We start from the raw sequence: 26059 nt of genomic DNA on the forward strand, positions 1-26059 counted from the left end.
TTGAGGGCTCGCCTGAAATGGATCACGTCACTCATGCCGAACCAGTCATCCCACCCTTCCCGCAGGGCAGTTGTCGCAACCGGCTCGACCTTGCTCGCCGGCTTCGGCCTCGGGGTCGCGCTCCCCGGAACAGGCCACGCCGCCGGAACCGCGCTCACCGCTGACGCCGCCAGCGGCCGGGGCGAACTCGCCGCGTACCGCCCCGTCCAGGTGTCGTCGGTCGACTACGCGCCCAACCCGGCCGAGTTCGTCGTCGACAAGCTCAACTCCCCCGGCGTGAAGGGCAGCGGCTGGCGCGCCGCCGCCGGCGACCCGCAGTGGATCTCCGTCGATCTCCAGGCGGAGTGCACCGTCGACTCCGTCCGGCTCACCTTCGAAGCCACCGCGGACGACCCGGTCTTCACCCCGTCCCCCTCCGGCAGTCCCCGTGACAACACGACCGGGCAGGAGATCCTCTCCAGCTGCGCGGTGGCCTTCACCATCGAGACCTCCCGGGACCGCCGTACGTGGACCACCGTCCACCGCACCACGGACGGCACCGGCGGAGTCGCCGAGATCAAGCTGGACAAGGCCACCACCGCGCGCTGGGTGCGGATGACGGTGACGAAGCGCTCGAACGCCAACCCGCTGGGTCTCAACGGTTTCGAGGTGTACGGCACCGCCGAGGGCCACCGCCCGGCCGCCACCGGATGGACCGACTGGGGCACCCACGACCACCGCGCCCCCGCGCTGGAGGTCGCCGACGACGGCACCGTGCCGCTGGAGTCCGGCTGGACGCTGACCATGGACGACTGGGCGGGAGCCGAGGGCGCCGGACTGTCCCGGCCGGAGGTCGACACCAGCCGCTGGCTGCCCGCGACCGTCCCCGGCACCGTCCTCGGCTCGCTGGTGGAACAGGGCCATCTGCCCGACCCGGTCTCGGGGATGAACAACCTGCACATCCCGGAGGCGCTGTCGCGCCACTCCTGGTGGTACCGGCGCGGTTTCCGGCTGCCGCACGGTCTGCGCACCGGCTCCGGGCGCCATGTCTGGCTGGAGTTCGACGGTGTGAACCACCAGGCGGACATCTGGCTCAACGGCGAGCGGGTCGGCGGGGTGACGTACCCCTTCGCGCGGTCCTCGCACGACGTGACGCCGCTGCTGGCGGCCGACGGCGAGCAGACGCTGGCCGTACGGATCACGCCCATGCCCTTCCCCGGCAGCCCCGGTGACAAGAGCGAGGCCGGCCTGGCCTTCGTGGACGCCGGCGCCAACATGATGAACCGCAACTCGCCCACGTATCTCGCCGCTTCGGGCTGGGACTGGATGCCGGCCGTACGCGACCGGGTCTCCGGCATCTGGAACCACGTACGGCTGCGCTCGACCGGCCACGCCGTCATCGGCGACCCGCGCGTCGACACCACCCTGCCCGATCTGCCGGACACCGGCACCGCCGAGGTGACGATCGTCGTCCCGGTGCGCAACGCCGACACGGCCGAGCAGCGCGTGACGGTCACCGCGTCGTTCGGTGACGTGCGGGTCTCCCGCACCGTCACCGTGCCGGGCGGCGGGAGCACCGACGTCGTCTTCGCACCGGCCGACCACGAGCGGCTGCGGGTGCGCGATCCGCGTTTGTGGTGGCCCAACGGCTACGGCGAGCCCGCCCTGCACGACCTCACGATCGTCGCCGCCGTCGGCGGGAAGGAGAGCGACCGGCGCACCACCCGCTTCGGCATCCGCCAGTTCGGCTACGAGTACGCGATACCGCTGCCGTTCGGCGGCGGGACCGACGCGTACACGCAGTCGGTCGCCCTGGGGGCCAGGACAGCACGGTACGTACGCGTCCACTGTCTGACGCGCGCCACCGACTGGGGCTCCTCGCTGTGGGGTCTGTCGGTGATCGACAGCGCCGCGCCGGGAACGGACCTGGCGCTGCGCAAGGAGGCCACCGCCTCGTCCGTGGACGAGCCGGGTCATGAGGCCGGCAACGTCACCGACGGAGACGCGAAGACCCGCTGGGCCTCGAAGTTCGAGGACGACCACTGGGTCCAGGTGGACCTCGGCTCGTCGGTCTCCTTCGACCGGGTGGACCTGACGTGGGAGCAGGCGTACGCGAAGACGTACGTCGTCCAGATCTCCGACGACGGCGAGACGTGGACGGACGCGGAGTCGGTCGACAACTCGGCGGTTCCGCTGCCGTTCAAGAACGCCAACGCCAGTCTGCAGAGCGTCGACACCGGTGCCCACGAGGCGCGCTACGTCCGGATCAACGGCGGTGAGCGGGCGACCAGTTGGGGCAACTCGCTGTGGACCCTGTCGGTGATCGACAGTGCGAAGCCGGGCACCGACCTGGCCCTGCACAAGGATGCCGCCGCCTCCACGGAGGACGGCGACAGCAAGGCGGCCAACGCCACCGACGGCAAGGCCGACACCCGCTGGTCCTCCGCCTACGAGGACAACCAGTGGATCCAGGTGGACCTCGGCGAGTCCGTCTCCTTCGACCGGGTGGTCATCGTCTGGGAGCCCGCGTACCCCAAGACGTACGTCATCCAGATCTCCGACGACGGCGAGACGTGGACGGACGTGAAGTCCGTCGACAACACCCCGGAGCCGCTGAAGATCAGCGTGAACGGTGTACGGGTCTTCTGCCGTGGCGGCAACTGGGGCTGGGACGAACTCCTGCGCCGGATGCCCGCCGAGCGGATGGACACGGCGGTCCGGATGCACCGCGACATGAACTTCACCATGATCCGCAACTGGCTCGGCAGCAGCAACCGCGAGGAGTTCTTCGCCAGTTGCGACGAGTACGGGCTCCTCGTGTGGAACGACTTCCCGAACGCGTGGGCCATGGACCCGCCGGACCACGACGCGTTCAACTCGCTGGCGCGCGACACCGTACGCCGCTACCGCACGCACCCCAGCGTCGTCCTGTGGTGCGGCGCCAACGAGGGCAACCCGCCCGCCGCGATCGACAACGGCATGCGGGAGGCGGTCCTGTCGGAGGCGCCGGGAATCTTCTACCAGAACAACTCCGCCGGCGGCATCATCTCCGGCGGCGGTCCGTACGGCTGGGTGGAGCCGGAGCGCTACTTCTCCAAGTCCACCTACGGCGGGGGCCACTTCGGCTTCCACACGGAGATCGGCATGCCCGTGGTCTCCACGGCGGAGAGCGTGCGCAACCTGGTCGGCGACGAGCCCGAGTGGCCGATCGGCGAGGCGTGGTACTACCACGACTGGAGCACCCGGGGGAATCAGGCGCCGCAGAACTACCGCGCCGCGATCGAGGCGCGGCTGGGCACGGCCGGGGACCTGGACGACTTCACGCGCAAGGCTCAGTTCGTCAACTACGAGAACACCCGGGCCATGTTCGAGGCGTGGAACGCCAACCTCTGGAAGGACGCCAGCGGCCTGATGCTCTGGATGTCCCACCCGGCCTGGCACAGCACGGTGTGGCAGACGTACGACTACGACTTCGACGTCAACGGCACCTACTACGGCGCCCGCAAGGCGTGCGAAGCCGTGCATGTGCAGGCGGACCCGCAGAAGTGGGACGTGGTCGCGGTCAACCACACCGGGCGCGAGCTCAAGGGAGTCACGGTGACGGCCCGGCTGTACGACCTGTCGGGCCGGCGGCTCGGTTCGAGCCGAGTCGCGAAGGTGGACATCGCCCCGTCGAGCACCGCCCCGGCCTTCACGGCCGGCTTCGGTGCGGACCTGCCGGACCTGCATCTGCTGCGGCTCGTCCTGGAGGACAGCAGGGGCAGGTCACTGTCGGAGAACACGTACTGGCGCTACCGCGAACCGGCCGACATGCAGGCGCTGAACAAGGCCCGGCCGGTCAAGGTGACCGCGGACCTCGGCCATGTCTCCCGGTCGGGCGAGCGCCGCACGATGACCGTGACGGTGCGCAACCGGGGTGCGGCGGTGGCTTCGATGCTGCGGCTGTCGCTGCTGGACGCCAAGGACGGCCGACGGGTGCTGCCGACGCTGTACGGGGACAACTACCTGTGGCTGCTGCCCGGTGAGTCGCGGACGGTGACGCTGAGCTGGCCCGCGAAGGAGCTGCGGTCGGGGCGTCCGGCGCTGCGGATCGAGGGGTACAACAGCGCGGAGACGGTGGTGCGCGCGTAACGAGGAACCGGTTACGTCCGGTCCGACGGGCCCCGGTCGCGGCGCATGCCGCCGCCGGGGCCCGGCTTCCGAGGAGTCATGTGCCCTCTCCCCGGACGATCCCCGCGCCGGGCGGGACCTGGTGGCCCTGAGGGAGGTCGTGGGTCAGGGTCGGGACGGGGCGGGGGATCGTGCCGTAGTCGAGGTCCGGGTCCACGGGGAGACGGTTGATGACCGCTTCCAGCCGGGCCGGAAGAGTCGGGCGGCTCCCGGAGCGGCACTGGGTGAGCAGTTGGTGGCGGATGCTCTCCGGCAGCAGCGGACGGGCCGCCGGTGCGCGCGTGGCGCCGTCCGGGGCGGCACTCAGTCTCCGGGCCTCCGCGCGCCAGTGTCTGGCGTCACTGAATTCAGCGCGCCGCCCGTGAGCGAGGGAGAGACAGAAGGCGGCGGTCCGGTTGCCTCCGCCGGCGGCGAACTGCCACCAGAACTGGGCCGCGTCGTGATCCCGGGCGAGGTGAAGCAGCGCGGCGAAGACGACCGCGCCCTCGGGGTCCGGCCGGTCGTCGTCGGCCAGCCGCTCCAGGGCCGTGGCCGCCTGCGGGGTGTCGACGATGAGGGCGACCGCGAGATCGAGATCCCGGGCGGCCTGCTCGTGCGCGGCGACAGGGCGCCGGGCTTGGGGGCCGGCGCCGGGATCCGGGGAGCCGGCCTTGGTGTCGACGCGCTGCCGGGCCGCTTCGGTGTCGTAGTCGGTGTAGGTGTCGGCGAGGACTTCCGCCTGGTTCAGCAGGTCGCTGATGGAAGCGTGGTCGTTGGTGCGCACGTCTAGTCTTCCGTCTCGGTCGGGCCGGTGTTCATGTTGAGCTCGCGTGCCAGGCGCCGCCGGGCGTGCCGTACGTGGGAGCGTACGGTGGCGAGTTCGATGCCCAGGTACTCCGCGACGTGCTCCTCGTCCATGCCGAGGACGAAGCGCAGGACGATGACGTCGTACTGGCGCTCGGGTAAGCCGGCGATGGCCCCGTACAGGCCGAGTTCGCCCTCCAGGACGGCGAACTCGTCGCGCAGCTCGTGCGGGAGGAGTTTTCCGATGGCGGCGTGGAAGGCGGCCGTGCCCACCAGGAGCGGTTCGAGGCCGCGTTCGTCCAGCCAGCGGTGGATCTCTTCCTTCAGCAGCGACCACGCGTACTGGGGCACCGACTCCTGCGCCAGGACGTACTTCCAGTCGCTCTTCAGGCGCGCGCACGCGGCGTCCACGACGGTCTCGGCCGCGGGGCGGCTGCCGACCTGGGTGTGGGCGTAACGCATCCACAGTTTGCGGTGGTAGTCGTGGAAGGCGTCGAAGGTCAGGCCCAGCAACCCCCGCCGGGCGTCCCGGCGAGCACGCACGCCCTTGCCGCGCGTCCTGGGAGAAGGAGGCGCCATCACGTCCCGCTCCCGGATGCCGGATCCGGCTCGTCCCGTCTCGCGCGGGCGCCCGACGGCGCACCGGGGGCGTACCGCTGACGGTAGGGGTGGCGTGCCCCGGCGCGTACCGCGGCGGCCGGGACGCAGCGCGTACCGGTCCGTATGGCGCCGGGGAAGATCCGGGCGGCGGTTCCCCGGACCACCGGATCTTCCAGATCGAGTTCCACGAATGTCCTTGAGTGACTGGGCACCGCGCCGCTCCAGGGCGGAGGACGTCGGCGGAGACGTGGTGTCCTATGAGTCAGCCAACCGGAGGAAGGGCCTTCCTGTGCAGCCCCTCCCCAAAGATTGTCACGGACAGCAATAGTATGACTACTGAAATGTCCGGGTGGTGGTCTCGGCGGTGCGTTCCCCATTCGCCCGAACAAGGCGGCACGCGCCCTCGCGGAACGGCCTCCGCTCTCGCGGTTGTCGTGTGAGGGTGGTGGGAAGTGAACTGCGGTGGTGATGGGGGGCGTTCGTACGGCGCGCACCCGGCGCCCGATCAGACGACGAGGAACCCCTGGGGGCGTGGCATGGCGGACGACAGCACGGTGGACCTGAAGCTGGATCAAGCGCATTCAGCCCGTATGTACGACTACTACCTCGGCGGCACCACCAACTTCCCCGCCGACCGGGAAGCCGCCGGGAAAGCGCTGGCCGTCTTTCCCTCCATCCTGGCCACCGCCCGTATCAACCGGCGCTTCATGCGCCGCGCCACGCGGTTCCTCGCGCAGCAGGGCATGACCCAGTTCTTCGACATCGGCACCGGCATCCCGACCTCTCCCAACCTCCACGAGGTCGCGCAGGAGGTCACCCCCTCGGCCCGTGTCGTCTACACGGACAACGACCCGATCGTTCTCACCCACGCGCGGGCCCTGCTCCACAGCCATGCCGACGGCCACACCGCCTACGCGCACGCCGACGTCACCAACCCCGCCGGACTCCTGGCGACACCGGAGATAGCGGACACCCTCGACTTCTCGCGGCCCATAGCCCTGAGCCTCAACGCTCTGCTCCACTTCATCACCGACGACCGTGTCGAGGGCGGCGCCCACGGCGTCGTCGAACACCTCAAGGCGGCGCTTCCCAGGGGAAGCACCCTCACCATCACCCATGTCACCCCCGACTTCGACCCGGAAGGCATCGCCCGCCTCACGGGCGCGTACCGCGCCGCGGGCACCCCCGGACAGGCACGCCCCCTCGCCGACATCGCCCGCCTCTTCGACGGCTGGGACCTCCTCGACCCCGGCGTCGTCCCCGCCCAGCGCTGGCGGCCGGCCCCCGAAGACCAGGCCGAGAACGTCACGGACGCGGAAGCCTCCTGCTACGCGGGAATCGCCCGTAAGCCCTGACCGGCCGGGGGACCGGATCCGGATCGGACGCCGGAGAGCGTGCTATTCGTCGGCCCCGGGAGTGATGAAGCCCGATTCGTACGCCGTGATCACGGCTTGGACGCGGTCCCGCGCGCCGAGCTTCGCAAGCACCCCGCTCACGTGTGTCTTCACCGTCTCGGTGCCCAGATGGAGATGTGCGGCGATCTCCGCGTTCGTCAGGCCGCGGGCGACGAGACGCAGGACCTGGCCCTCTCGTCCGGTGAGCGCGGCCTTCTCCAGTGCGCGTCGTGAGGATTCGTCGCCGTGCGCGGCGGCGAGGGAGCGCAGTGCGGGGGGAAAGAGCAGCGACTCACCCTCCGCCACGATCCGCACCGCGTGCACGATCTCGGTGGGCCGGGCGCGCTTGAGCAGAAATCCGTCGGCGCCGGCGCGCAGCGCCTCGTAGACGTACTCGTCCTCCTCGAACGTGGTGATGACGAGGATCCTCGGAGGGTCGGCGACCGTCCGCAGCACCGCCCGGGTCGCCTCGATGCCGTCCATCAGCGGCATACGTACGTCCATGGCGACGACGTCCGGCCGCAGCTTCCGCAGCAAGCGGGATGACGGCCGCACCGTCCCTCGATGGCGGCCAGTGCCCGGTCGGTGAACTCCGGTGTCCCGGCCGCGCGCGCCGCTCCCGCCTGCACCACGGCGATGGTGAGCGCGTGCCCGATGGTGTCGTGCAACTCGCGGGCGAGCCGGGTGCGTTCCTGGGCCCCAACGGTGCGGGGAAGTCGACCACCATGCGCCTCGTCCTGGGTCTGGACCGCCCCACCACCGGCACGGCGACGATCGGTGGCCGCCCGTTCACCCGGCTCGATGAGCCGCTGCGGCGGGTGGGCGCCCTCCTGGACGCCCAGGCGCCGCACGGTTCCCGCACCGCCCGCGCCCACCTCCTCGCGCTCGCCGCGAGCAATCGCATCCCGGACCGGCGGGTGGACGAGGTCCTCGAACAGACGGGCATCGCGAGCGTGGCGACCCGCCGGGTGAAGACGTTCTCGCTCGGCATGCGGCAGCGTCTGGGCATCGCGGCGGCCCTGCTCGGCGACCCCCAGGTGCTGCTCCTCGACGAGCCGTCGAACGGCCTCGACCCCGAGGGCATCATCTGGATCCGCGAACTGATGCGCGGCCTCGCGGCGGAGAACCGCACCGTGCTGGTCTCCAGCCATCTGATGGGCGAGACGGCCTCCTTCGCCGACCACCTGATCGTCCTCGGCAAGGGCAGGCTGCTGGCGGACACACCGACGAAGGACTTCATCGCGTCCCGCGTCAAGCCGCGTGTCCGCGTCCGTACGACGGACCCCGCACGGCTGCGCGAGGTGCTGCTCCGGCACGGCCACACCCCCGCCGAGTCGGGCGAGGGACGCATGCTGATCGACAGCGTCGAGATCGACACCATCGGCCATCTGGCCGCCGGGGCAGGCGTCGTCCTTCTCGCACTCGCCTCCGAGGAAGCCACGTTGGAGCAGGCGTATCTCGATCTCACCTCCGGCGCCACTGAATTCTCCGCACCGACCCCGCGGGAGGCGTGACCATGTCCACCTCAGGGGAGCCATCCGCGCCTCACTGGCGGCGGTGCCGAACCGGAGCCTGTTCTACGCGGCGAAGCTCGCGAATGTGGCGGGTCTGGCGCTGGCACTGGGCCTGGTGACCACGCTTGTCTCGTCCTGGGGGCAAGCGCCTTCATGGGCCTCGCGGTGACGGCGCTGTGGGCGGGCGCGGCGACACTGGCGGGCTGGTGGTCCCTCCGGCGCAGGGACGCGTAGGCCAACCTTTCCCTTTGCTCCATACGAGTGACGTGGCGTATCCGTGGCCAACCGGTTGGGGGGAACGCGCCGACGAGACGAGGGCCGGCACCGTGTGGGAACTGAGGGAAGCACAGTCGTGGCCCCCGGAGGGGGCATCGTGACGCATCCGCCGCGGGGGCGCGGCCCCCGGCGCGGGCAGGCTCGGGCCGATACGGCGGTCGCTCCCCCGGGGAGTTGGCGGGCCGGTCCCGAGATGCCGTACGCGGGCTTCTGGGCACAGCCGGCCGACGCGGCGGCGTTGCTCGGTAACGGCGGCGTCCTGCTCGCGGGAGGCGAGGACGGGCGCCGCGTTCCGACCGGCACGAGCGCGGTGTTCGCCCCCGCGACCGGTCTCTGGACCACCGCGCGGCCCCTGAGTTCGGCCCGGCGCCTGCACACGGTGACGCGGCTGATGACCGGCCAGGTGCTGGTGGCCGGCGGTATCGGGGAAGGGCCCGGTGTGCCCGGGACCGGTCTGGCCTCGGCCGAGTTGTACGACCCCGGGAGCGGCGCCTGGACACCCGCCGGGGAGATGAACCGGCCCCGGTTCTCCCACTCGGCGACGGCGCTGGCCGACGGCCGGGTCCTCGTCGCGGGCGGCTGCACGGGCCGCGAAGCCGACACGCTGAGCACCCTGCGCTGCGCGGAGTTGTACGACCCCGACAGCAGGCGATGGACCCCGGTGCGCGCCCCGATGACCGATGCCCGGTTCGGGCACCCGGCGGTGCCGCTGTCGGACGGCCGCGTGCTGCTGGTGGGCGGCGGGGACGGCCGGCTCACCCCGCGGGACGACGCCGCGCTCTACGACCCGCGCGCCGGGACCTGGACCCAGGAACCGGGAATGGCGGTGGGACGCGTCGACTTCGCCGCGCTGGTCCTCGCCGACGGCTCCCCAGGCGCTGTGGTCGGCCCACGCCCGCCGCCGGCCCCGTTCGTCGCGGTCTCGCCGCTGACGGCCATCACCCCCACGCGATCATCGGCTCAGGTGTCGCACGGACCCGTCACGCGGTGCACGGCACACGGCACACGGCACACGGCACACACGGAACGATCCCGTAGGGAACGTAGTACACGGAGCATTTCCGCATCATGCGCGACATATGACCGACCCCGTCCGCCTGGTGCGCACCCCACCGATTGAGCGCCGAAGCGCCCCGCACGCTCCCCGGCCCGTCCCGACGGGCCGGGTATTCGAGCCCGCACGAGCGCGCACGTGCCCGGCCTCCGCATCTCACCCCCAAAACCCTCAACACACCTGCCGCGCAGGTACATTGAGACCGCCGATTCCTTGAGCGAGGGGGCTGGGATGCGCGGCACGACCCTTGACGGTCGGTACACGCTCACCGAGCGGATCGGCGCCGGTGGCATGGGTGAGGTGTGGCGCGCCACGGACGCGCGGCTCGACCGCCAGGTGGCCGTCAAGCTGCTGAGCCTGCCCCCGGGCACGGCAGGCGCCGAGCGGGACCGGCTGCTCGCCATGTTCGGCCGGGAGGCGCGGGCCGCCGCCGCCCTGGACAGCTCGTACATCGTGCCGGTCTTCGACCACGGGGCGGACGGCGAAGCCCCCTACCTCGTCATGGCGTTGCTCTCGGGCCGGACCGTACGTGAGCTGCTGGCCGAGGGGCCTCTGGCGCCGGAGCGGGTCGCGATGATCGCGGCGCAGGTGTGCCGGGCGCTGGCGACCGCCCACCGGGCCGGCATCGTCCACCGCGACATCAAACCGGCGAACGTAATGCTCACCGACGAGGGCACGGCGAAGGTGCTCGACTTCGGCATCGCCAAGTTCCTCGACGCGACGGTCGGCGGCCGGCTCACCACCACTGCCGACTCTCCCATCGGCACGCTGCCCTACATGGCACCGGAGCGCTTCACACGAGGTGCGGACGACGGCCGTACGGACGTGTACGCACTGGGCTGCATGGTGTACGAGATGCTCACCGGCGCGCCGCCCTTCGACTCGGTGTCGGCGCCCGCGCTGATGCACAGCCATGTGTACGAGACACCGCAGAGGCCGTCGGTACGGCGTGGGGGGCTGGCCCGCGAGTGGGACGAGCTGGTGGGGCGGATGCTGGCGAAGCCGGTCGACCGGAGACCGACGGCGCAGGAGGCGCGAGCGGTATTCGAGGAACTGGCCCTGCCCGCCCCGCGACTCCCCGCCGACACCCTTCCTGTCGAGCCGCCGGATCACACCGGCGATCCCGCGCACCTCTCCGCGTCCACCGCACCGGGGAGCACGCGCCGGGTAAGCCCCGAGCAGGGGGACGGCTCCCCGGCCTCACCTCTGCGGCGACTCGCCGTCGGCGCCATACGCCCCGATACCGGCATGCTCTCCCCCCTGCCTCCTCCGACTCCCACGAAGAAGCCGGCCACGGCTCCCCGGACAGTTCGGCGCCGGCGCGGCACATGGATCGGGGCCTCCGCGACCGCCGCCGTGCTCGCGGTCGCGCTCCTGACCTTCCAGGCCTTCGGCGGTGACGGCGACGGGAACGGCGCAAAGAGCGGCACAGGCGGACCCGGGTCCGGCGCGGTGGCCCCGGTGGCGAAGACCCAGACTCTGACGCTCGGCTCCGGCGCCGACTCCAGGGGCCCCGCCCCGGCGGTGCGGAACGCCCGAAAGGGCGGCACGGTCACCGTCCTCGAACCGGGCACCATCACCACCCTGGACCCGGGCAACATGTGGTCCGGATCCGAGAGGTTGATCTCCCGCCTCGTCCACCGCAGCCTGACCGCCTTCAAAACCCAGCCCGACGGCTCCGTCCGCCTCGTCGGGGATCTCGCCGAGGACACCGGCCGGCCGTCGCTGGACGGCCGCGACTGGACCTTCACCCTCAAGCCGGGCCTCACCTACAACGACGGATCACCCGTCCGCGCCCAGGACTTCGTGTACGCGATCCGGCGCGCCCTCGACCCCGCCGCCTTCCCGATGGGCGACCGCACCCTCCGGAGCTTCCTGTTCGGCCCCGAGGACGCGGAGGGTATCGGCGGCGAGCACGAGATGCCGCCGGGCGCCATCGAGACCCCGGACGACCGCACCATCGTCTTCCATCTCGACGGCGCCCACCCCGACTTCAACGTGGTCCTGGCCGGCCCCAACAGCGCACCCGTGCCGGAGCGGGTGTCCGAGATCTCCGCCACCTCCACACTCCTGCCGTCGACGGGCCCGTACCAGATCGACTCCTTCACCGACGCCAAGAACCTCACGCTCACCCGTAACCCGAAGTGGCGCGCGGACACGGACCCCGTCCGCACCGCGTACCCCGACCGTTACGAGATCACCGGCGCGCTCACCCTCGACGAGATCAAGTCCCGGATCCGCGCGGCCGGTTCGGCATCCGCCGTGATGACGTTCTCCGGATCGCAGGACAAGGACGGCCTGGGCACGACGGACGGCGCCGCCGGCAGCGGCACGCACCGGGTGACGTCGCCGGCCCCGTTCGTCCACGTGTACTCGATCGACACCGAACGCGTACCGGAACTGAAGGTCCGCCAGGCCATCGCCACCGCGTACCCGGCGGCCGACGTCCTGGCCGCGAGCGGGGAGGACGGTGTCGCCACGCACCACCTCATGCCGCCGGGCATCCGTGGTTCCCGTGACTTCGACGTACACGGTGCCGGGGAGCACGGTGACCCCGCCCGCGCCCGCGCGCTGCTCGCCGAGGCCGGCGAGACGGGCTATCCGCTCACACTCGCCTACGCGACGACAGCCGACGAAGCACGGGCGAAGGTGGTTCAGCGCGCCCTGGGCGAGGCCGGTTTCAAGGTGACACTCAAGAACGTCGACGTCTCCGACCTCTACGAGAACGTGGGCGAAGGCGAGTACGACCTGGTCCGCCTGCCCATGAACACCGGCGGCCTCCCGTTGGCGTCGGCGTATCTGCCGGACTCCTTCGACGGCCGCTACACCTACCCGACCACCTCCAACTTCTCCCGGCTCGACAGCCCCGCGGTCAACACCGCGATCGACGAGGCGAACGCGACGGCCGACCTGGCGGCGGCGGGAGAGAAGTGGTCCACCGTCGACCGTCGGGTGATGGAGCAGGCGGCGGCCATTCCCGTGTACGTGCCGGTACGCACCTTCCTCCACACCTCCAGGCTGAAGGGCGTCCAGGTGGATCTGGACGGGCTGTCACCGCTCAACGCGTATGTGACCGAATGACACGCGCCCGATGAGGCGGGACATGCCGGTCGTCAGGCGGGCGTGTCGGCGGTGGTGGTCAGCACCGCGCGTCCGAGGATGTGGCCGGCCATGGTGAAGCCGAGGACGGCCGGGGTGCCGTCGGCGGGGACACCGATGGAAGCGACGTCGAGGGCGTGCACCACGGTGACGTAGCGGTGCGGGCCGTGCCCGGCCGGCGGGGCGGCGCCGATGAAGCGGGCCGCGCGGGCGTCGTTGGGCAGTTGGAAGGCGCCTGCGGGCAGGCCCGATCCCGCGTCGTCGCCGGCACCCTCGGGCAGTTCGGTGACGGTCGCCGGGATGTCGGCGACCGCCCAGTGCCAGAACCCGGACCCGGTGGGGGCGTCGGGGTCGTAGACGGTGACGGCGTAGCTCTTGGTGCCTTCCGGGGCGCCGCTCCAGGACAGTTGCGGGGAGATGTCCTTCCCGCCGGGCAGGCCGGAGGCGTGCTGCTCGGGCGGCCATGGCGCGCCGTCGGTGACGGTGGTGCTGGTGACGGAGAAGGACGCCGCCTCGGGGAGGCGGGCGAAGGGGTCGTTGGCGCTCATCGCGTCGTTCCTCTCATAGCTGTGCGCTGGGGCGGTGGACTCACCACTTAATCGACAGTAACATGGATAATCGATTATTGAGAAGATCGTCTATGCTGAGGCCCATGACTGGTACGGCTCCCACTTCGGCACCCTCCGGGAAGCGGATGCTCTCCGAGCAGGTGTACACACACCTGCGGGACGCGATCATGCGCGGGGACTTCGCCCCCGGCGACCCGCTGAAACCGCACGATCTGGCCAAGGAACAGGGCGTGAGCCTGGCCGTCGTACGCGAGGCGCTCGTACGGGTGGTCGGCGAGGGCCTCGCCGACCGGCTGCCCAACCGCGGCTTCGCCGTCCCGGCCGTCTCCGACCGCCGCTGGCAGGAGATCGCGGAGGCCCGCCGGACCATCGAACCCGCTGTACTGCGCATGTCCGTCGAACGCGGCGACGTCGACTGGGAAGCACGCGTACGAGCCGCCCACCACCGCCTGACCCGTACCCCGGCGTACGCGCCGGACGAAGGCGAGCACTACAGCAGCACCTGGGCCGAGGCCCACCGGGTCTTCCACCGCACCCTGCTGGACGGCTGCGGCAACCCGGTCCTGCTGGAGACCTTCGACCGGATGTGGACCGCGAGCGAGCTGGCCCGACGCTGGTCGGCACACCGCGACCCCGACCGGGACGGCGCCCTGGAACACCGCCTGCTGGAAGAGGCCGCGCTCGCCCGCGACGCCGACACCGCCGCGGAGGTCCTGACCCAGCACCTCACCCAGACCGCGGACGTACTGACCGCCCCGCCACGGGGTGAGGCCGAACAGGCTGCCGCGACCTGAACAGGTCTTGGGACGTGCGGTCAGTTCACCGGGGCGTGATGGCGGGCTTCTTGGACGATACGGTCGGCGGTCTCCTCGGGGGTGAGGGCCGCGGTGTCGAACCACCAGCCGACATCGCCGAGTTCACGCCTCATGCCGGCGTCGAGATCCTCGTAACCGTCGAAGTCGAACCGCTCCCGCGGATCACGGATGGTGTTGCGGTACCGGCACACCTCGATGCCCGGTGCGAGAACGACGAACAAGACCCGTCGAGCCGGGAGGAGTTCGAGGAAGAAGTCCAGCTTCTCGCGGGAGGGGATCATCGCATCGATCAGCGGTGTGAAGCCGGCGTCGGCGAAGTTGTTCGCCAGCGCGCACAGATTGCGGTGCAACAGCTCCACCTGCCGCGCCGCCTCGTCGGCGGGCTCGCCCAGGGCCCAGACGAAACCGCTGACAATCATCCTGTTGAACTCATCCCCGCCGAGCCGGGCGGAACGCGGCAGCCGCTCGGCGACGAGCCTGGTCACCGTCGACTTCCCGGCCCCCGGCATCCCCGCCACGAGCAGGCAACTCGGTGCTCCGTCAGAGGTCATGACCGGAATCGTGGCAGCGGTCCCGGGGGTCGACAAGCGTATTCTCCAGGCACGGTTCTTGCGAACTGTCCGCTCCGTGTCCCGCCACGCGAGCTCCCGCCGACCGAATCCCAGTTCGATGACCCGCGTCACACCCGGCCCCTGTCAGCAATCGGGGCGCCGTCTCGTTCAAAGGCCACGCGAACGAGACAGGAGCAACGCCATGAAGCACCGCATCGTCGTACTCGGCGCCGGTTACGCCGGGGCCTTCGCCGCCGGAAACCTGACCCGCCGCCTCTCCCCCGCCGACACCGAGATCACTGTCGTCAACGCCGCGCCCGACTTCGTCGAGCGGATGCGGCTCCACCAGCTCGCGATCGGCCAGGATTTCGCGTCCCGCAAGCTCGCCGACGTATTCGCGGGCACCGGGGTACGGCTGCGCCTGGCGCGCGTCACCGGCGTCGACCCCGGGCGCGGGACCGTCGCCGTGACCGGCGAGGACGGCGACGGCGAACTCGCGTACGACACTCTTCTCTACGCGCTCGGCAGCTCCGTGGCCCACCACGGCGTCCCCGGCGTGGCCGAGTACGCCTTCGATGTGACCGGCCGGCCCTCGGCGCTGCGTCTGCGCGAGCGCCTGGCCGGCCTGGGCCGGGGCGGCACCGTGCTGGTCGTCGGTGAGGGGCTGACCGGCATCGAGACCGCCACCGAGTTCGCCGAGTCCCGGCCCGACCTCTCGGTCGCGCTCGCCGCCCGCGGCGAGCTGGGCGCCTGGCTCTCCCCGAAGGCCCGCCGGCACCTGCGCCAAACCTTCGACCGGCTCGGCATCGCCGTCCACGAGCACACCGGCATCGAAGCCGTCGAGCCGTCATGGGCGATCGCCGCCGGCGGTACGTCCATCCCGGCCGACGTGACCGTGTGGTCGGCCGGGTTCGCCGTGCACCCCATCGCGGCCGCCGGCGGCCTGAAGGTCGCCGGGACCGGCCAGATCGTCGTCGACCGCACCATGCGCTCGGTCTCGCACCCGGACGTCTACGCCGCCGGCGACTGCGCCTACGCGATCGGCGAGAACGGCCGGCCGCTGCCGATGTCCTGCGCCTCGGCCGGCTTCACCAACATGCAGGCGACCGCCGCGATCATCGCGCGCCTGACGGGCAGTCAGGTCCCGACCACCGGACTGAAGTACCACGGCAACCACATCAGCCTCGGGCGGCGGGACGCGATCATCCAGATGGTGGACGGAGACGTCCGGTCGAAGTCCTGGTACCTGGGCGGCCGGACCGCCGCGCGGATCAAGGCGGGCGTGCTCAGGGGGGCCGGATGGGGCATCGCCCACCCGACCTTCGGCATGCCGAAGCGCAAGCGCCGCCTGGCCACCGAGACCGACCGGGCCGGTGCGACGGTCGCCGCATAGGCTGCTGCGCATGGACAGTGAGGCCATCGACAGGTTCGAGGCCAGCCGGGCCCGGCTGGCCTCACTCGCGTACCGTCTGCTCGGCTCGGCCGCCGACGCCGAGGACGCCGTGCAGGACACCTTCCTGCGCTGGCAGGCCGCCGACCGCGAACGGGTCGAGGTGCCGGAGGCGTGGCTGACCAAGGTCGCCACCAATCTCTGCCTCGACCGGCTCCGCTCGGCGCGGGCGCGCCACGAGCGGGCGGCCGGTGCCTGGTTGCCCGAGCCGCTCCTCGACGGCGACCCGATGCTCGGCCCGGCCGACACCTTCGAGCAGCGCGAATCGGTGTCCCTGGCCGTACTGACCCTCCTGGAGCGCCTCTCGCCGGTCGAGCGGGCCGTCTACGTCCTGCGTGAGGCCTTCTCGTACAGCCACGCCGAGATCGCCGGGATCCTCGACATCACCCAGTCCGCGAGCCAGCAGCATGTCCACCGGGCCCGGATCCGGGTCACCGCCGAGCGCCGCCGCGGCGGCGAGACCGACCCCGCGTCCGCGCGCCGGGTGGTCGAGGAGTTCCTCGCCGCCGCCACGTCGGGGCGCACCGAACGGCTGGTGGCGTTGCTCACCGACGACGTGACGGCCATCTCGGACGGCGCCGGACTGGCCAAGCGGATGCTGCGTTTCACGACGCGCGAGCGGGTCGCCTCCTATGTGCGGGCCGGCTTCAAGCCCACACCGGCGAAGCGGCGGCTGGTCGGCGCCTCACCGGCGATCCATATCGCGCGGGTCAACGGCTCCCCGGCCGTCCTCGCCGTGGTCGACGACCGGGTCGTGGGCGCCGTGGCGTTCGACATCAGCGAAGGCAAGGTCGCGTCCCTGCGCGGCATCGCCGCCGCGGACCGGCTCGCGCGCCTCAACAAGATCTGGCGACTGCACGAACCCGACGCGCCCGTCATCAGCGCGTGGCTGTGACCGGCACGGTCGCGACGCTCCCGAAGGGGTGGAGCGTCGCTTCCTCAAGTGTCGCTTCCTCGACGTACCCGGGAGCCGTCGACGCCCTGTCCGGTCACCGGCCGGGCGCCCCCGCGCGCAGGCCGTCCATGACGATGTCGAGGAGCCGGGTGGCCCTCGGCTGCCAGTCCTCGCGCGGGTCGATCTGCCAGAGGCCCCCGATGATCAGGAAGAAGTCGTCCGCGGTCACTCCGGGGCGGATGGTGCCGGCCTCCTCGTTGGCGCGGAGCAGGGTTCCGGCGGCGTCCACCACCGGTGTGGGGCCCGGTCTTTCGGGGCCGCCCGGGGCGCTGGTGACCAGCCGGATCGCGTCCGCCAGCCCGGCCTTGGTCATGGCGAACCGGGCGAGGTGGTCCATCCACTCGCGCAGCGCCCGTTCCGGTTCGCGCGTCTCCAGCAACTCGGCCGCCGCTTCGGCGACCTGCTGCATCTCGTAGCGGTAGAGCTCCAGGACCAGGGCCTCGCGGTGGGGGAAGTTTCGGTAGAACGTGCCCTGGCCGACGCCGGCCCTCTTGGCGATCGTGCTGAGCGGAACGTCCGCACACCGCGTCAGTTCGACCATGGCCACCTGAAGGATGCGTTCGCGGTTGCGCTGCGCGTCCGAACGCAGAGGTGTGTCCTTCTTCGGCTGGGGCACACGTTCTCCTCCCGGGTTCGTGGCCGAATCCCGTTCTTGTTAACCGGACAACTGTCCGTTACGTTTGTGTGAGTGGACAGCAGTCCGGTTTGTCACCACCTTAGCGTCGGCCGCCGTCGAGCGGCCCGCTGCCCACAGCCCGATTCCCTGTCACCAGACGCAAAAGAAGGCTGATCATGGCCCCAGCGCCCTCGTCGACGTCCAGTGCGATCACCCTGAACATCAACGGCGAGAAGCATCACCTGTCCATCGACCACCGCACCACCCTGCTCGACGCCCTGCGCGAGCGCCTCGATCTCACCGGCACCAAGAAGGGCTGCGACCAGGGGCAGTGCGGAGCCTGCACCGTCCTGGTCGACAGCCGTCGCGTCGTCTCCTGCCTGAACCTCGCGGTCGCGGCCGAGGGGCGGGAGATCACCACCATCGAAGGTGTGGCCGAGGGTGACGAACTGCACCCCGTCCAGCAGGCGTTCCTCGACCTCGACGGTTACCAGTGCGGCTACTGCACACCCGGCCAGATCTGCTCGGCCGTCGCCGTCATCGAGGAACACGCCGCCGGCTGGCCGAGCGCCGTCACCGACGACGTGGGTCCCGAGGCGGGGCCGCCACCGCTGACGCCCGACGAGATACGCGAGCGGATGAGCGGAAATCTCTGTCGCTGCGGCGCCTACGTCTCGATCGTCCAGGCTGTCACCCGTGCCGCCGAGGCCTACGAAGGAACGCGCGACGAGCAGCGGACAGCAGCCGCGAAGGAGGCGACCGCATGAGGGAGTTCGGCTATCAGCGCGCCCATGACGTCGCCGGTGCGGTCGCCCTGCTCGCCGCCGACCCGGACGCCCGGTTCCTCGGCGGCGGCACCAACCTCGTCGACCTGATGAAGACCGGCGTCGAACGACCCGCCCGGCTCGTCGACGTCCGTGAACTTCCCCTGGACCGCGTCGAGCGCACCGCGGACGGCGGCTTGCGCATCGGAGCGACCGTCACCAACAGCGACCTCGCCGCCCATCCCGAAGTCCGCCGCCGCTACCCGGCGTTGACCCAGGCCGTACTCGCGGGCGCCTCCGGGCAGCTGCGCAACATGGCCACCGTCGGCGGCAACCTGCTCCAGCGCACGCGCTGCGGCTACTTCTCCGACGTGAGCAAACCGTGCAACAAGCGTGCCCCGGGCAGCGGTTGCCCCGCCATCGGCGGTGAGCACCACAACCACGCCGTCCTCGGTGCCTCCGGCCACTGCGTGGCGACGCATCCCTCCGACATGGGTGTCGCGCTCACCGCGTTCGACGCCGTGGTCTCCTACGAGACACCCGAGGGGCCGGGCGAGGTGCCGCTCACCGACTTCTACCTCCCCGTCGGCGACACCCCGCACCGGGAGACCGCCCTGCCGCCCGGTGCGCTGATCACCCATGTCAGCCTGCCGCCGGCCCGGGTCGCCGCGCGCTCCCGCTACCGCAAGGTGCGCGAACGCGCCTCGTACGCCTTCGCCATCGGCTCCGTCGCGGCCGCACTCGACATCGAGGACGGCGTCGTACGCGAAGCGCGTCTGGCCTTCGGGGCCGTCGCCTCCCGGCCCTGGCGTGCCCATGCGGCCGAAGCCGTCCTGACCGGCGCACCGGCCGACGGCGAGACCTTCGCCGCCGCCGCGGACGCCGAACTCGCGGCCGCCAGGCCGCTGCCCGACAACGGATACAAGGTGCCCCTCATGCGCGACCTCGTGGTCTCCGTCCTGACCGAACTCGCCGAAGGGGAGGCCCGATGACGATCACCTCACCGGGAGCCGCGGCGCTGCGGCGGGCCGTCGGTGTCGCGCACACGCGCGTCGAGGGCCGAGACAAGGTCACCGGCGCGGCCCGCTACGCGGGCGAGATCCCCTTCGCCGAACTGGCCCACGGCTGGCTGGCGCTGTCCACCGTCACACGCGGTCGGATCCGCTCGGTCGAGACCGCCGCGGTCCTCAGCATGCCGGGCGTGCTCACCGTGCTGCACCACGGCAACGCACCGCGCCTGAACACCGACTACATCGGCATGCTCGGCGTTCCGCCGGATCCGACCGCCGCCGTCTTCCAGAACGACAGGGTGCCGTACGCCGGCTGGCCGGTCGCCCTGGTCGTCGCCGAGACGCCCGAGGAGGCCAGGGAGGCAGCCGAAGCGCTGATCGTCACGTACGACGAGGAGCCGCACGACACCGTGCTCGTCGCCGACCACCCCGGCGCCTACCCGGGCGAGGGACACATGCCGGCGGAGACGGAGAAGGGTGACCTGGAGGGCCAACTCGCCTCGTCCGCCGTCGTCGTGGACGCGCGGTACACCACCCCCGAGCAACAGCACAGCATGATCGAGCCGCACGCCGCGACCGCCCTGTGGGACGGCGGCCGGCTGGAAGTCGTCGACTCCAACCAGGGCGCCACCTGGATCCAGGGCGAGCTGGCCAAGATGTTCTCGCTCGACGAGTCCTCGGTGCGGGTGCGCTCCGAGCACATAGGCGGCGGCTTCGGCAGCAAGGGCCTGCGGGCCCACCAGGTGTCCGCCGTGATGGCCGCCACCGCCCTGCAACGCCCCGTACGGGTGGTGTTGACCCGGCGTCAGATGTTCTCGCTGGCCGGTTACCGCAGCCCCACCACGCAGCGCGTCAGGCTCGGCGCCGACGCCGACGGCCGGCTGCGCGCCCTGGAGCACCACTCGCTGAACCAGACGTCGACCGTGTACCAGTTCGTCGAGCCCGGTGCCGGCGTCGCCCGCGTGATGTACGACGCCGACGCCCACCGCACGGCCAACCACGTCGTACGGCTCGACGTGCCGTCCCCGACCTGGATGCGCGCACCGGGCGAGGCCCCAGGGTCCTTCGCGATCGAGTCGGCACTCGACGAACTGGCGGAACGGTGCGGTGTCGACCCGATCGAACTGCGCCTGCGCAACGAGCCGGAGACCGGCCCCGTCTCCGGGCTCCCGTTCAGCAGCCGAAACCTGCCGGCCTGCTTCCGCGAGGGCGCCCGCAGGTTCGGCTGGGCGGACCGCGACCCGCGGCCCGGCGTGCGCCGCGACGGACGCTGGCTGCTGGGCACCGGCACGGCGGCGGCGTCCTTCGGCGCCGGAGCCGGACCCTCGACGGCCAAGGTGACGGCGGAGGCGGACGGTTCCTTCAGCGTACGGATCGCCGCCGCCGACATCGGCACCGGCGCCCGCACCGCGCTCACCCTGATCGCCGCAGACGCCTTGGAGACCACGCCCGAACGCGTCAGGGTACGGATCGGGGACAGCGACTTCGGCCCCGCGATGATCGCCGGCGGATCGATGGGCACCCGCTCGTGGGCCTGGGCGATCACGGCCGCCGCCGCCGAGCTGCTGGAGCGGCTCGCGGTGACCCCGGACATCCCCCCGGAGGGGATCACCGTCCGGTCCGACACCACCGAAGCCATCCGCGCCCTCGCGCAGAAGGAACGCCACTCCTTCGGGGCGCAGTTCGCCGAGGTCGCCGTGGACACCGCCACCGGAGAGATCCGGGTGCGCCGCATGCTGGGCATCTTCGCCGCCGGCCGGATCGTGAATCCGCTCACCGCCCGCAACCAACTCGTCGGCGGGATGACCTGGGGCATCTCCATGGCCCTGCACGAGGAGGCGGTCCGCGACCGCGACACCGGCCGCCACTACTCCCCCGACCTCGCCGGCTACCACATGGCCACACACGCGGACGTCCCGGACATCGAGGCGGACTGGGTGGACGACGAGGACCCGGACGACCCCGTCGGCATCAAGGGCGTCGGTGAGATAGGCATCGTGGGCGCCGCGGCGGCCGTCGCCAACGCGGTCTGGCACGCCACCGGCGTACGCCACCGGAACCTGCCGATCCGGCCCGACCGCGTACTGACGGCGTCGGTGCCGGACCCGGCCGAGGCGTCCCGGACCGGCGGAGGAGCGGCGGATGCTTGACATCGCCGGCCAGCTGCACCGCTGGATGGAGGAGGGCCGGGAGTTCGCCGTCGCCACCGTCGTCTCCGTCGGGGGCAGCGCGCCGCGCGGGCCCGGCGCCGCCCTCGCCGTCGACAGCGAGGGCACGGCGATCGGCTCGGTCTCCGGCGGCTGTGTGGAGGGCGCGGTCTACGAACTGTGCGAGCGGGCCCTCCAGGACGGCCGGACCGTGCGCGAACAGTTCGGCTACAGCGACGAGGACGCCTTCGCGGTCGGGCTGACCTGTGGTGGGGTCATCGACATGATGGTCACGCCGGTTCCCGCCGACTCGCCGCAGCGGGCGGTGCTGCGGGCCGCGCTGTCCGCGGCGGCCGGTGGCGAGTCCGCCGCCCTCGCCCGGGTGGTGCATGGTCCGGAGGAACTGCTCGGGCGGGCCCTGCTCGTCCGCGCCGACGGCACCCACGAGGGCGGACTCGGAGGCCACCCGGAGCTGGACCGCACCGCCGGGGCCGAGGCCCGCGCCCTGCTGGACGCGGGCCGCACCGGCACCGTCGGACTCTCCGAGGACGGGTCGCACTGCCCGGGTGGGCTCACCCTGCTCGTCGAGACCAGCGTGCCGCCGCCCCGCATGATCGTCTTCGGCGCGGTCGACTTCGCCGCCGCGCTGGTGCGGGCGGGGAAGTTCCTGGGCCATCACGTGACCGTGTGCGACGCCCGGCCCGTCTTCGCCACCGAGGCCCGCTTCCCCGAGGCCGACGAAGTCGTCGTCGACTGGCCGCACCGCTATCTGCGGCGTACCCCGACCGACGGACGTACGGTGGTGTGCGTCCTCACGCACGAAGCCAGATTCGACATTCCGCTGCTCACCCAAGCGCTGCGGATGCCCTTCGCGTTCGTCGGCGCGATGGGCTCACGCCGCACTCACGAGGACCGGCTTCGGCGCCTGCGCGAGGCCGGCTTGACTGAACACGAGCTGGACCGGCTGCGTTCGCCCATCGGCCTGGACCTCGGCGCCCGTACGCCGGAGGAGACCGCCCTGTCCATCGCGGCGGAGGTCGTCGCCGCCCGGCGAGGGGGCACGGGCCTGCCACTGACCGGCGGGGCGGAGCCCATCCACCGCGCGGCGATCGCCTCCTCCCGCGTGTAATCGCCGGTGTGGCCCGGCAGGTGGAGGAACCTCCAGGTCTTCATCCGGGCGAACGCGTGCTCGACGCGGGCGCGGACCTCGCGGTGCGAGGTGTTGTGTTCCTCTGTCCATTCCTCGGGTTCGCTCCGGCCGGGTTCCCGGCGGTGCGGGATGACCGGACCGGTGGCCCGGTAGCCGCTGTCCGCGAGGACCGTGGTCCTGCCGGCGGCGGCCTTCGCACCGGACGGCTCCCACGCCTTGCGGTCGTTGCGGTTGCGCGGCAAAGGGCGTCGGCCCACCACGCCGCGCGGGCGGACGCTAAGGTCGTGAACGTGTTGAGCCCACCGGTGAGTAGGGACCTGGTCGTCGTCGGCGCCGGCATTGTCGGCGCATCGGTGGCCTATCACGCCGCTCGGGCGGGCGCCACCGTGACATTGGTCGACGCCGGGCAGCCAGGCGCCGGCGTGACGGCGGACTCGTTCGCCTGGGTCGGAGCGTCCGGCGTGCGTAAAGGTCCTGCCGCAGGGCTGCGGGCCACCGCGACGGCGGAGTACCACCGACTCGGGGCCGAGTTGCCGGGACTCCCGGTGACCTGGTCCGGCTCGCTGAGCTGGACCGGGGAGGCCGGTGCGCCGGACGCCGGGCCCGGACAGACGATCGTGGACGCGGCCACCGTGGCAACGCTTGAGCCCGCCCTTCGACAGCCTCCGAAGTGGGCCCTCTGGGCGCCGGATGACGGCGCTGTTGACTCGGTGGGCGTGACCGAGCGGCTGGTCGCGGGCGCTCGCACCCATGGAGCCCGGGTACATCTGGACACGCCGGTCACCGCGGTCCGCCGGGATGCGGCGGGCCGGATCGCCGGGGTCGAGACGGCGGCAGGGCCCCTCTCCGGTGCGACGGTGGTGCTGGCGGCCGGGGTTGCCACGGCCGCGCTGGGCGCGCCGCTCGGCGTACGCGTCCCGGTCGAACCGTCGCCGTCGCCGCTGTTCCGGCTCCGCGCCCCGGCCGGTCTGGTCCGCACCGTGGTCAACACCGAGGACTTCGATCTCCGGCAGGTCGCCGCGGACCGGCTGATCGCCGCCGCGGACTCGCCCGAACGGACCCTTGCCGCCGTCCGGTCCACTTTCCAGGGCACCGGGAGCGTCGAACTGCTCAGCACCCGACTCGGAGTGCGCCCGATGCCGGCCGACGGGGAGCCGATCGTCGGCCCGGTCGCCGAGGTCCCCGGTCTCTACGTGGCAGTGATGCACTCGGCGGTCACGCTCGCCGCGGCCGTGGGCCGCCTGGTCGCACGGGAGTTGGTCGACGGAACCGTCGAGTCGGCTCTGTCAGGTTGCCGCCCGGACCGCTTCTGATGGGTGTGCGTCGTTAGTTGCTTTACGGTCTGGGGTCGGGATGGTGGGTGCACGGGACCGCAGGCGCGGGAACGAGCTCGGTGGCGGGAGCGGTTCCGGGCGCAGGGGCTGGCAGGGCTGGAGGACGAGCCGCGTCCGGGACGGCCGAAGACCATCGATGAGATCAACTTCCCTTCCCAGGAACGGACGTCAAAGGCTCAACACCGTTGGACGCGAGGGACGTTGATTTCGTTACGATCTCTCCTCCCGAGTGTCGGAGGTTGTAGTGAGCGAACGCGTTGAAGGACCTCCGCGTCACCCTCGGCCCGGACGTCGAGCGGGCCTTTCTCGACAGCAGCGGGCGGTACGCCGCCGCGAAGACCGCGGGCGGCATGCTGGAGCTGTGGTCGGCGGAGACCGCGCAACAGCCGACGAGAGTGGTCGGCCCGCTCGGGGGCCGCTTGGCTCGAACCGTACCTTCAGCGGAGACGGGTTCACCTTCAGCTTCACCGGCAACGCCGGCGAGTTCTACGTAGCCAACGGAAGCTCCGTGCGCTTTCAGCAGCTGTCGGACCCCACCCATTTCAAGACCTACGACGTTGCGACGGACCGGTCTTTCGTGGCGGCCACACGGAACGGCAAGACCCTGCTGCGGGCGCGGTCCGAAGAAAGCAGCCTCGGAAACGACGGCCGGGGACGCTTTGACCTGATCCGCCACGACCCCGAACTCTGGAAACGCCACCTGTGCGACGCCATCGGCCGTGACCTCTCGCAGTACGAACGCCGTGGCATGCCCGCGGGACTTCCGGACCGGATCTGCCCATCCTGAAACACTGGTCGGAACCCGCCCGCCTTCTCAGTTCGAATCGAGCGCACACCAACCCGAAAATTCAGGACACATCAGGTTGGCACCGAGGGCACCACACGGTGCCGCGTCCTCCGATACGGCCTCTGCGCAGCGGCTCACCGCAGCGCGGGCAGGGGGCACCGACTACGTCACGGTGTCCGGTGAGCCAGGTATTTCTCGGCGGTACGCGGCCGGCACGTACCGCGGAACGCAGCGTACGGCGCATTTCGGTGTACAGACGGTCTTGTTCCTCACGGGTGAGACCGCTTGCCTTCCGGGCCGGGTTCAGCCGGGAACGCCAAAAAATCTCGTCGGTGAGGAGATTGCCCAGACCGGCCAGCGCCGACTGATCGGTAAGGACCCGCTTGACGCTGCCGCGCCGCCCGGACAGCAGCGCTTCGAAGGCGACGCGTGTCACCTCTGTGGCGTCGGGTCCCTGACCGTCCAGCATCCGGGCGACGCCCGGCTCGTCCAGCAGCCAGAGGCCCTTGAGCTTGCGCTGATCTCGGTAGCGGAGCTGCCGGTCGCCGGTCACCGCGAACACCACACGATCGTGGTCATGGAGCCGATCGTCCGGTCCGCAGCAGACGAGTTGTCCGGTCATTCCAAAGTGCAGCAGGACCGTGGGGCCGTCGGTCCGGGCAAGCAGCCACTTTCCGTGCCGCTGAGGCTCGGCGAATGTCCGGCCCTCCAGATCACGTCGCAGCCCGCGTCCGCTCACCCCGTGAAGGACGCCGGTGTCGTACACCTCGACCCGTTCGATCCGCCTGCCCACAGCGCAGGAGACGAGAACCCTTCGGAAGGCTTCGACATCGGGCAGCTCAGGCATGTCGTTCACCACCGCTCTTCACGTACGAACCCATAGGACAATGAAGCACCAATCTTCACCGATGTGCTCGCGAAGATTCCCGTCGGGCGGTCGTCCGGTGGCGCTGCGCAGCCGGCCCACCGGTGAAAGGGGCCCGTACGACCCGGACGAAGAGGGGCTGTTCCACGTCGACGTCAAGCCCGGCAATAAATTGTC

The 26059-nt window shown here is 71.4% G+C and carries 21 protein-coding genes and 3 pseudogenes; 14 read left to right on the forward strand and 10 right to left on the reverse strand.

What is annotated here, in order from left to right:
• Positions 1-33: 33 nt before the first annotated feature.
• Positions 34-4110 carry a discoidin domain-containing protein gene (locus tag ACIBBB_RS06595; RefSeq protein ID WP_398979397.1) on the forward strand — a complete coding sequence of 1359 codons (4077 nt, stop codon included), beginning with the start codon at positions 34-36 and terminating at the stop codon, positions 4108-4110.
• Between the two features lie 76 nt (positions 4111-4186).
• Here ACIBBB_RS06595 and ACIBBB_RS06600 read toward each other — a convergent pair whose 3' ends face one another.
• From ACIBBB_RS06600 to ACIBBB_RS06610, 3 genes are read right to left on the reverse strand one after another with little or no spacing between them, the layout of a single operon-like run.
• Entirely contained in the window at positions 4187-4912 is a 726-nt protein-coding gene (locus ACIBBB_RS06600) for a hypothetical protein (protein ID WP_398979399.1), read from the reverse strand.
• Positions 4913-4914: 2 nt separating this feature from the next.
• Positions 4915-5511 carry a sigma factor-like helix-turn-helix DNA-binding protein gene (locus tag ACIBBB_RS06605; protein ID WP_398979401.1) on the reverse strand — a complete coding sequence of 199 codons (597 nt, stop codon included), beginning with the start codon at positions 5509-5511 and terminating at the stop codon, positions 4915-4917.
• Complete coding sequence (locus ACIBBB_RS06610) at positions 5511-5720, reverse strand: hypothetical protein (protein WP_398979403.1); 210 nt, start codon at positions 5718-5720, stop codon at positions 5511-5513. Before ACIBBB_RS06610 ends, ACIBBB_RS06605 begins: the two co-directional genes overlap by 1 nt.
• A gap of 348 nt (positions 5721-6068) precedes the next feature.
• On the opposite strand from ACIBBB_RS06610, the gene ACIBBB_RS06615 reads away from it, so the two are divergent.
• Positions 6069-6887: an SAM-dependent methyltransferase gene (locus ACIBBB_RS06615; protein ID WP_398979404.1), complete on the forward strand. Its 819-nt coding sequence runs from the start codon at positions 6069-6071 to the stop codon at positions 6885-6887.
• A 42-nt stretch (positions 6888-6929) separates the two neighbouring features.
• Here ACIBBB_RS06615 and ACIBBB_RS06620 read toward each other — a convergent pair.
• Positions 6930-7485 (reverse strand): annotated as a pseudogene (locus ACIBBB_RS06620) (response regulator); the annotation flags it as partial.
• A gap of 1 nt (position 7486) precedes the next feature.
• Positions 7487-7636 (reverse strand): annotated as a pseudogene (locus tag ACIBBB_RS06625) (histidine kinase dimerization/phosphoacceptor domain-containing protein); the annotation flags it as partial.
• Here ACIBBB_RS06625 and ACIBBB_RS06630 point away from each other — a divergent pair.
• The 3 genes from ACIBBB_RS06630 to ACIBBB_RS06640 all read left to right on the forward strand — a co-directional run bounded on the left by ACIBBB_RS06630 (position 7574) and on the right by ACIBBB_RS06640 (position 12851).
• Entirely contained in the window at positions 7574-8440 is an 867-nt protein-coding gene (locus ACIBBB_RS06630; RefSeq protein ID WP_398979407.1) for an ATP-binding cassette domain-containing protein, read from the forward strand. The pseudogene ACIBBB_RS06625 and the gene ACIBBB_RS06630 overlap by 63 nt on opposite strands.
• A gap of 373 nt (positions 8441-8813) precedes the next feature.
• Positions 8814-9836: a Kelch repeat-containing protein gene (locus ACIBBB_RS06635; RefSeq protein ID WP_398979409.1), complete on the forward strand. Its 1023-nt coding sequence runs from the start codon at positions 8814-8816 to the stop codon at positions 9834-9836.
• A gap of 165 nt (positions 9837-10001) precedes the next feature.
• Positions 10002-12851: an ABC transporter substrate-binding protein gene (locus ACIBBB_RS06640; RefSeq protein WP_398979411.1), complete on the forward strand. Its 2850-nt coding sequence runs from the start codon at positions 10002-10004 to the stop codon at positions 12849-12851.
• A 32-nt stretch (positions 12852-12883) separates the two neighbouring features.
• Here the strand turns inward: ACIBBB_RS06640 and ACIBBB_RS06645 are convergent, their stop codons facing one another.
• The gene (locus tag ACIBBB_RS06645; RefSeq protein WP_398979412.1) at positions 12884-13417 is read right to left on the reverse strand and encodes a YbhB/YbcL family Raf kinase inhibitor-like protein; all 534 of its coding nucleotides are present in this window, start codon (positions 13415-13417) and stop codon (positions 12884-12886) included.
• A 104-nt stretch (positions 13418-13521) separates the two neighbouring features.
• Here ACIBBB_RS06645 and ACIBBB_RS06650 point away from each other — a divergent pair, with 104 nt between their 5' ends.
• On the forward strand, positions 13522-14232 hold the full coding sequence (locus ACIBBB_RS06650) for a GntR family transcriptional regulator (RefSeq protein ID WP_398979414.1): 711 nt from the start codon (positions 13522-13524) through the stop codon (positions 14230-14232).
• A gap of 20 nt (positions 14233-14252) precedes the next feature.
• Here ACIBBB_RS06650 and ACIBBB_RS06655 read toward each other — a convergent pair whose 3' ends face one another.
• Positions 14253-14804, reverse strand: a complete 552-nt coding sequence (locus tag ACIBBB_RS06655) for an AAA family ATPase (RefSeq protein ID WP_398979416.1) — start codon at positions 14802-14804, stop codon at positions 14253-14255.
• Between the two features lie 202 nt (positions 14805-15006).
• Here ACIBBB_RS06655 and ACIBBB_RS06660 point away from each other — a divergent pair, with 202 nt between their 5' ends.
• Together ACIBBB_RS06660 and ACIBBB_RS06665 are read left to right on the forward strand one after the other, a co-directional pair.
• Positions 15007-16197 (forward strand): NAD(P)/FAD-dependent oxidoreductase, encoded by a 1191-nt coding sequence (locus ACIBBB_RS06660; RefSeq protein WP_398979417.1) that lies wholly within the window; start codon positions 15007-15009, stop codon positions 16195-16197.
• Between the two features lie 10 nt (positions 16198-16207).
• On the forward strand, positions 16208-17149 hold the full coding sequence (locus ACIBBB_RS06665) for a sigma-70 family RNA polymerase sigma factor (protein WP_398979419.1): 942 nt from the start codon (positions 16208-16210) through the stop codon (positions 17147-17149).
• A 94-nt stretch (positions 17150-17243) separates the two neighbouring features.
• On the opposite strand, the gene ACIBBB_RS06670 is transcribed toward ACIBBB_RS06665, so the two are convergent.
• Positions 17244-17825, reverse strand: a complete 582-nt coding sequence (locus ACIBBB_RS06670) for a TetR/AcrR family transcriptional regulator (protein ID WP_398979420.1) — start codon at positions 17823-17825, stop codon at positions 17244-17246.
• Between the two features lie 176 nt (positions 17826-18001).
• Between ACIBBB_RS06670 and ACIBBB_RS06675 the strand changes: the two genes are divergently transcribed.
• Genes ACIBBB_RS06675 through ACIBBB_RS06690 form a run of 4 tightly spaced genes read left to right on the forward strand, consistent with a single transcriptional unit; the run spans position 18002 to position 22875 of the window.
• Complete coding sequence (locus ACIBBB_RS06675; protein WP_398979422.1) at positions 18002-18592, forward strand: 2Fe-2S iron-sulfur cluster-binding protein; 591 nt, start codon at positions 18002-18004, stop codon at positions 18590-18592.
• Positions 18589-19581, forward strand: a complete 993-nt coding sequence (locus tag ACIBBB_RS06680) for an FAD binding domain-containing protein (protein WP_398979424.1) — start codon at positions 18589-18591, stop codon at positions 19579-19581. Before ACIBBB_RS06675 ends, ACIBBB_RS06680 begins: the two co-directional genes overlap by 4 nt.
• Entirely contained in the window at positions 19578-21749 is a 2172-nt protein-coding gene (locus tag ACIBBB_RS06685) for a xanthine dehydrogenase family protein molybdopterin-binding subunit (protein ID WP_398979426.1), read from the forward strand. Before ACIBBB_RS06680 ends, ACIBBB_RS06685 begins: the two co-directional genes overlap by 4 nt.
• Complete coding sequence (locus ACIBBB_RS06690) at positions 21742-22875, forward strand: XdhC family protein (protein ID WP_398979428.1); 1134 nt, start codon at positions 21742-21744, stop codon at positions 22873-22875. Before ACIBBB_RS06685 ends, ACIBBB_RS06690 begins: the two co-directional genes overlap by 8 nt.
• A gap of 23 nt (positions 22876-22898) precedes the next feature.
• Here ACIBBB_RS06690 and ACIBBB_RS06695 read toward each other — a convergent pair.
• Positions 22899-23192, reverse strand: a pseudogene (locus ACIBBB_RS06695) (transposase family protein); the annotation flags it as partial.
• Between ACIBBB_RS06695 and ACIBBB_RS06700 the strand changes: the two are divergent.
• Together ACIBBB_RS06700 and ACIBBB_RS06705 are read left to right on the forward strand one after the other, a co-directional pair.
• Positions 23181-24209 carry an NAD(P)/FAD-dependent oxidoreductase gene (locus ACIBBB_RS06700; protein WP_398979430.1) on the forward strand — a complete coding sequence of 343 codons (1029 nt, stop codon included), beginning with the start codon at positions 23181-23183 and terminating at the stop codon, positions 24207-24209. The pseudogene ACIBBB_RS06695 and the gene ACIBBB_RS06700 overlap by 12 nt on opposite strands.
• A gap of 382 nt (positions 24210-24591) precedes the next feature.
• Positions 24592-25017, forward strand: a complete 426-nt coding sequence (locus ACIBBB_RS06705) for a hypothetical protein (protein ID WP_398979432.1) — start codon at positions 24592-24594, stop codon at positions 25015-25017.
• Between the two features lie 61 nt (positions 25018-25078).
• Here ACIBBB_RS06705 and ACIBBB_RS06710 read toward each other — a convergent pair whose 3' ends face one another.
• Positions 25079-25864, reverse strand: coding sequence for an Fpg/Nei family DNA glycosylase (locus tag ACIBBB_RS06710; protein ID WP_398980055.1), 786 nt, complete (start codon positions 25862-25864; stop codon positions 25079-25081).
• Between the last annotated feature and the right edge of the window lie 195 nt (positions 25865-26059).

Origin of the sequence: Streptomyces sp. NPDC051217 (genome assembly GCF_044455465.1) — a bacterium.
Lineage (GTDB): Bacteria > Actinomycetota > Actinomycetes > Streptomycetales > Streptomycetaceae > Streptomyces.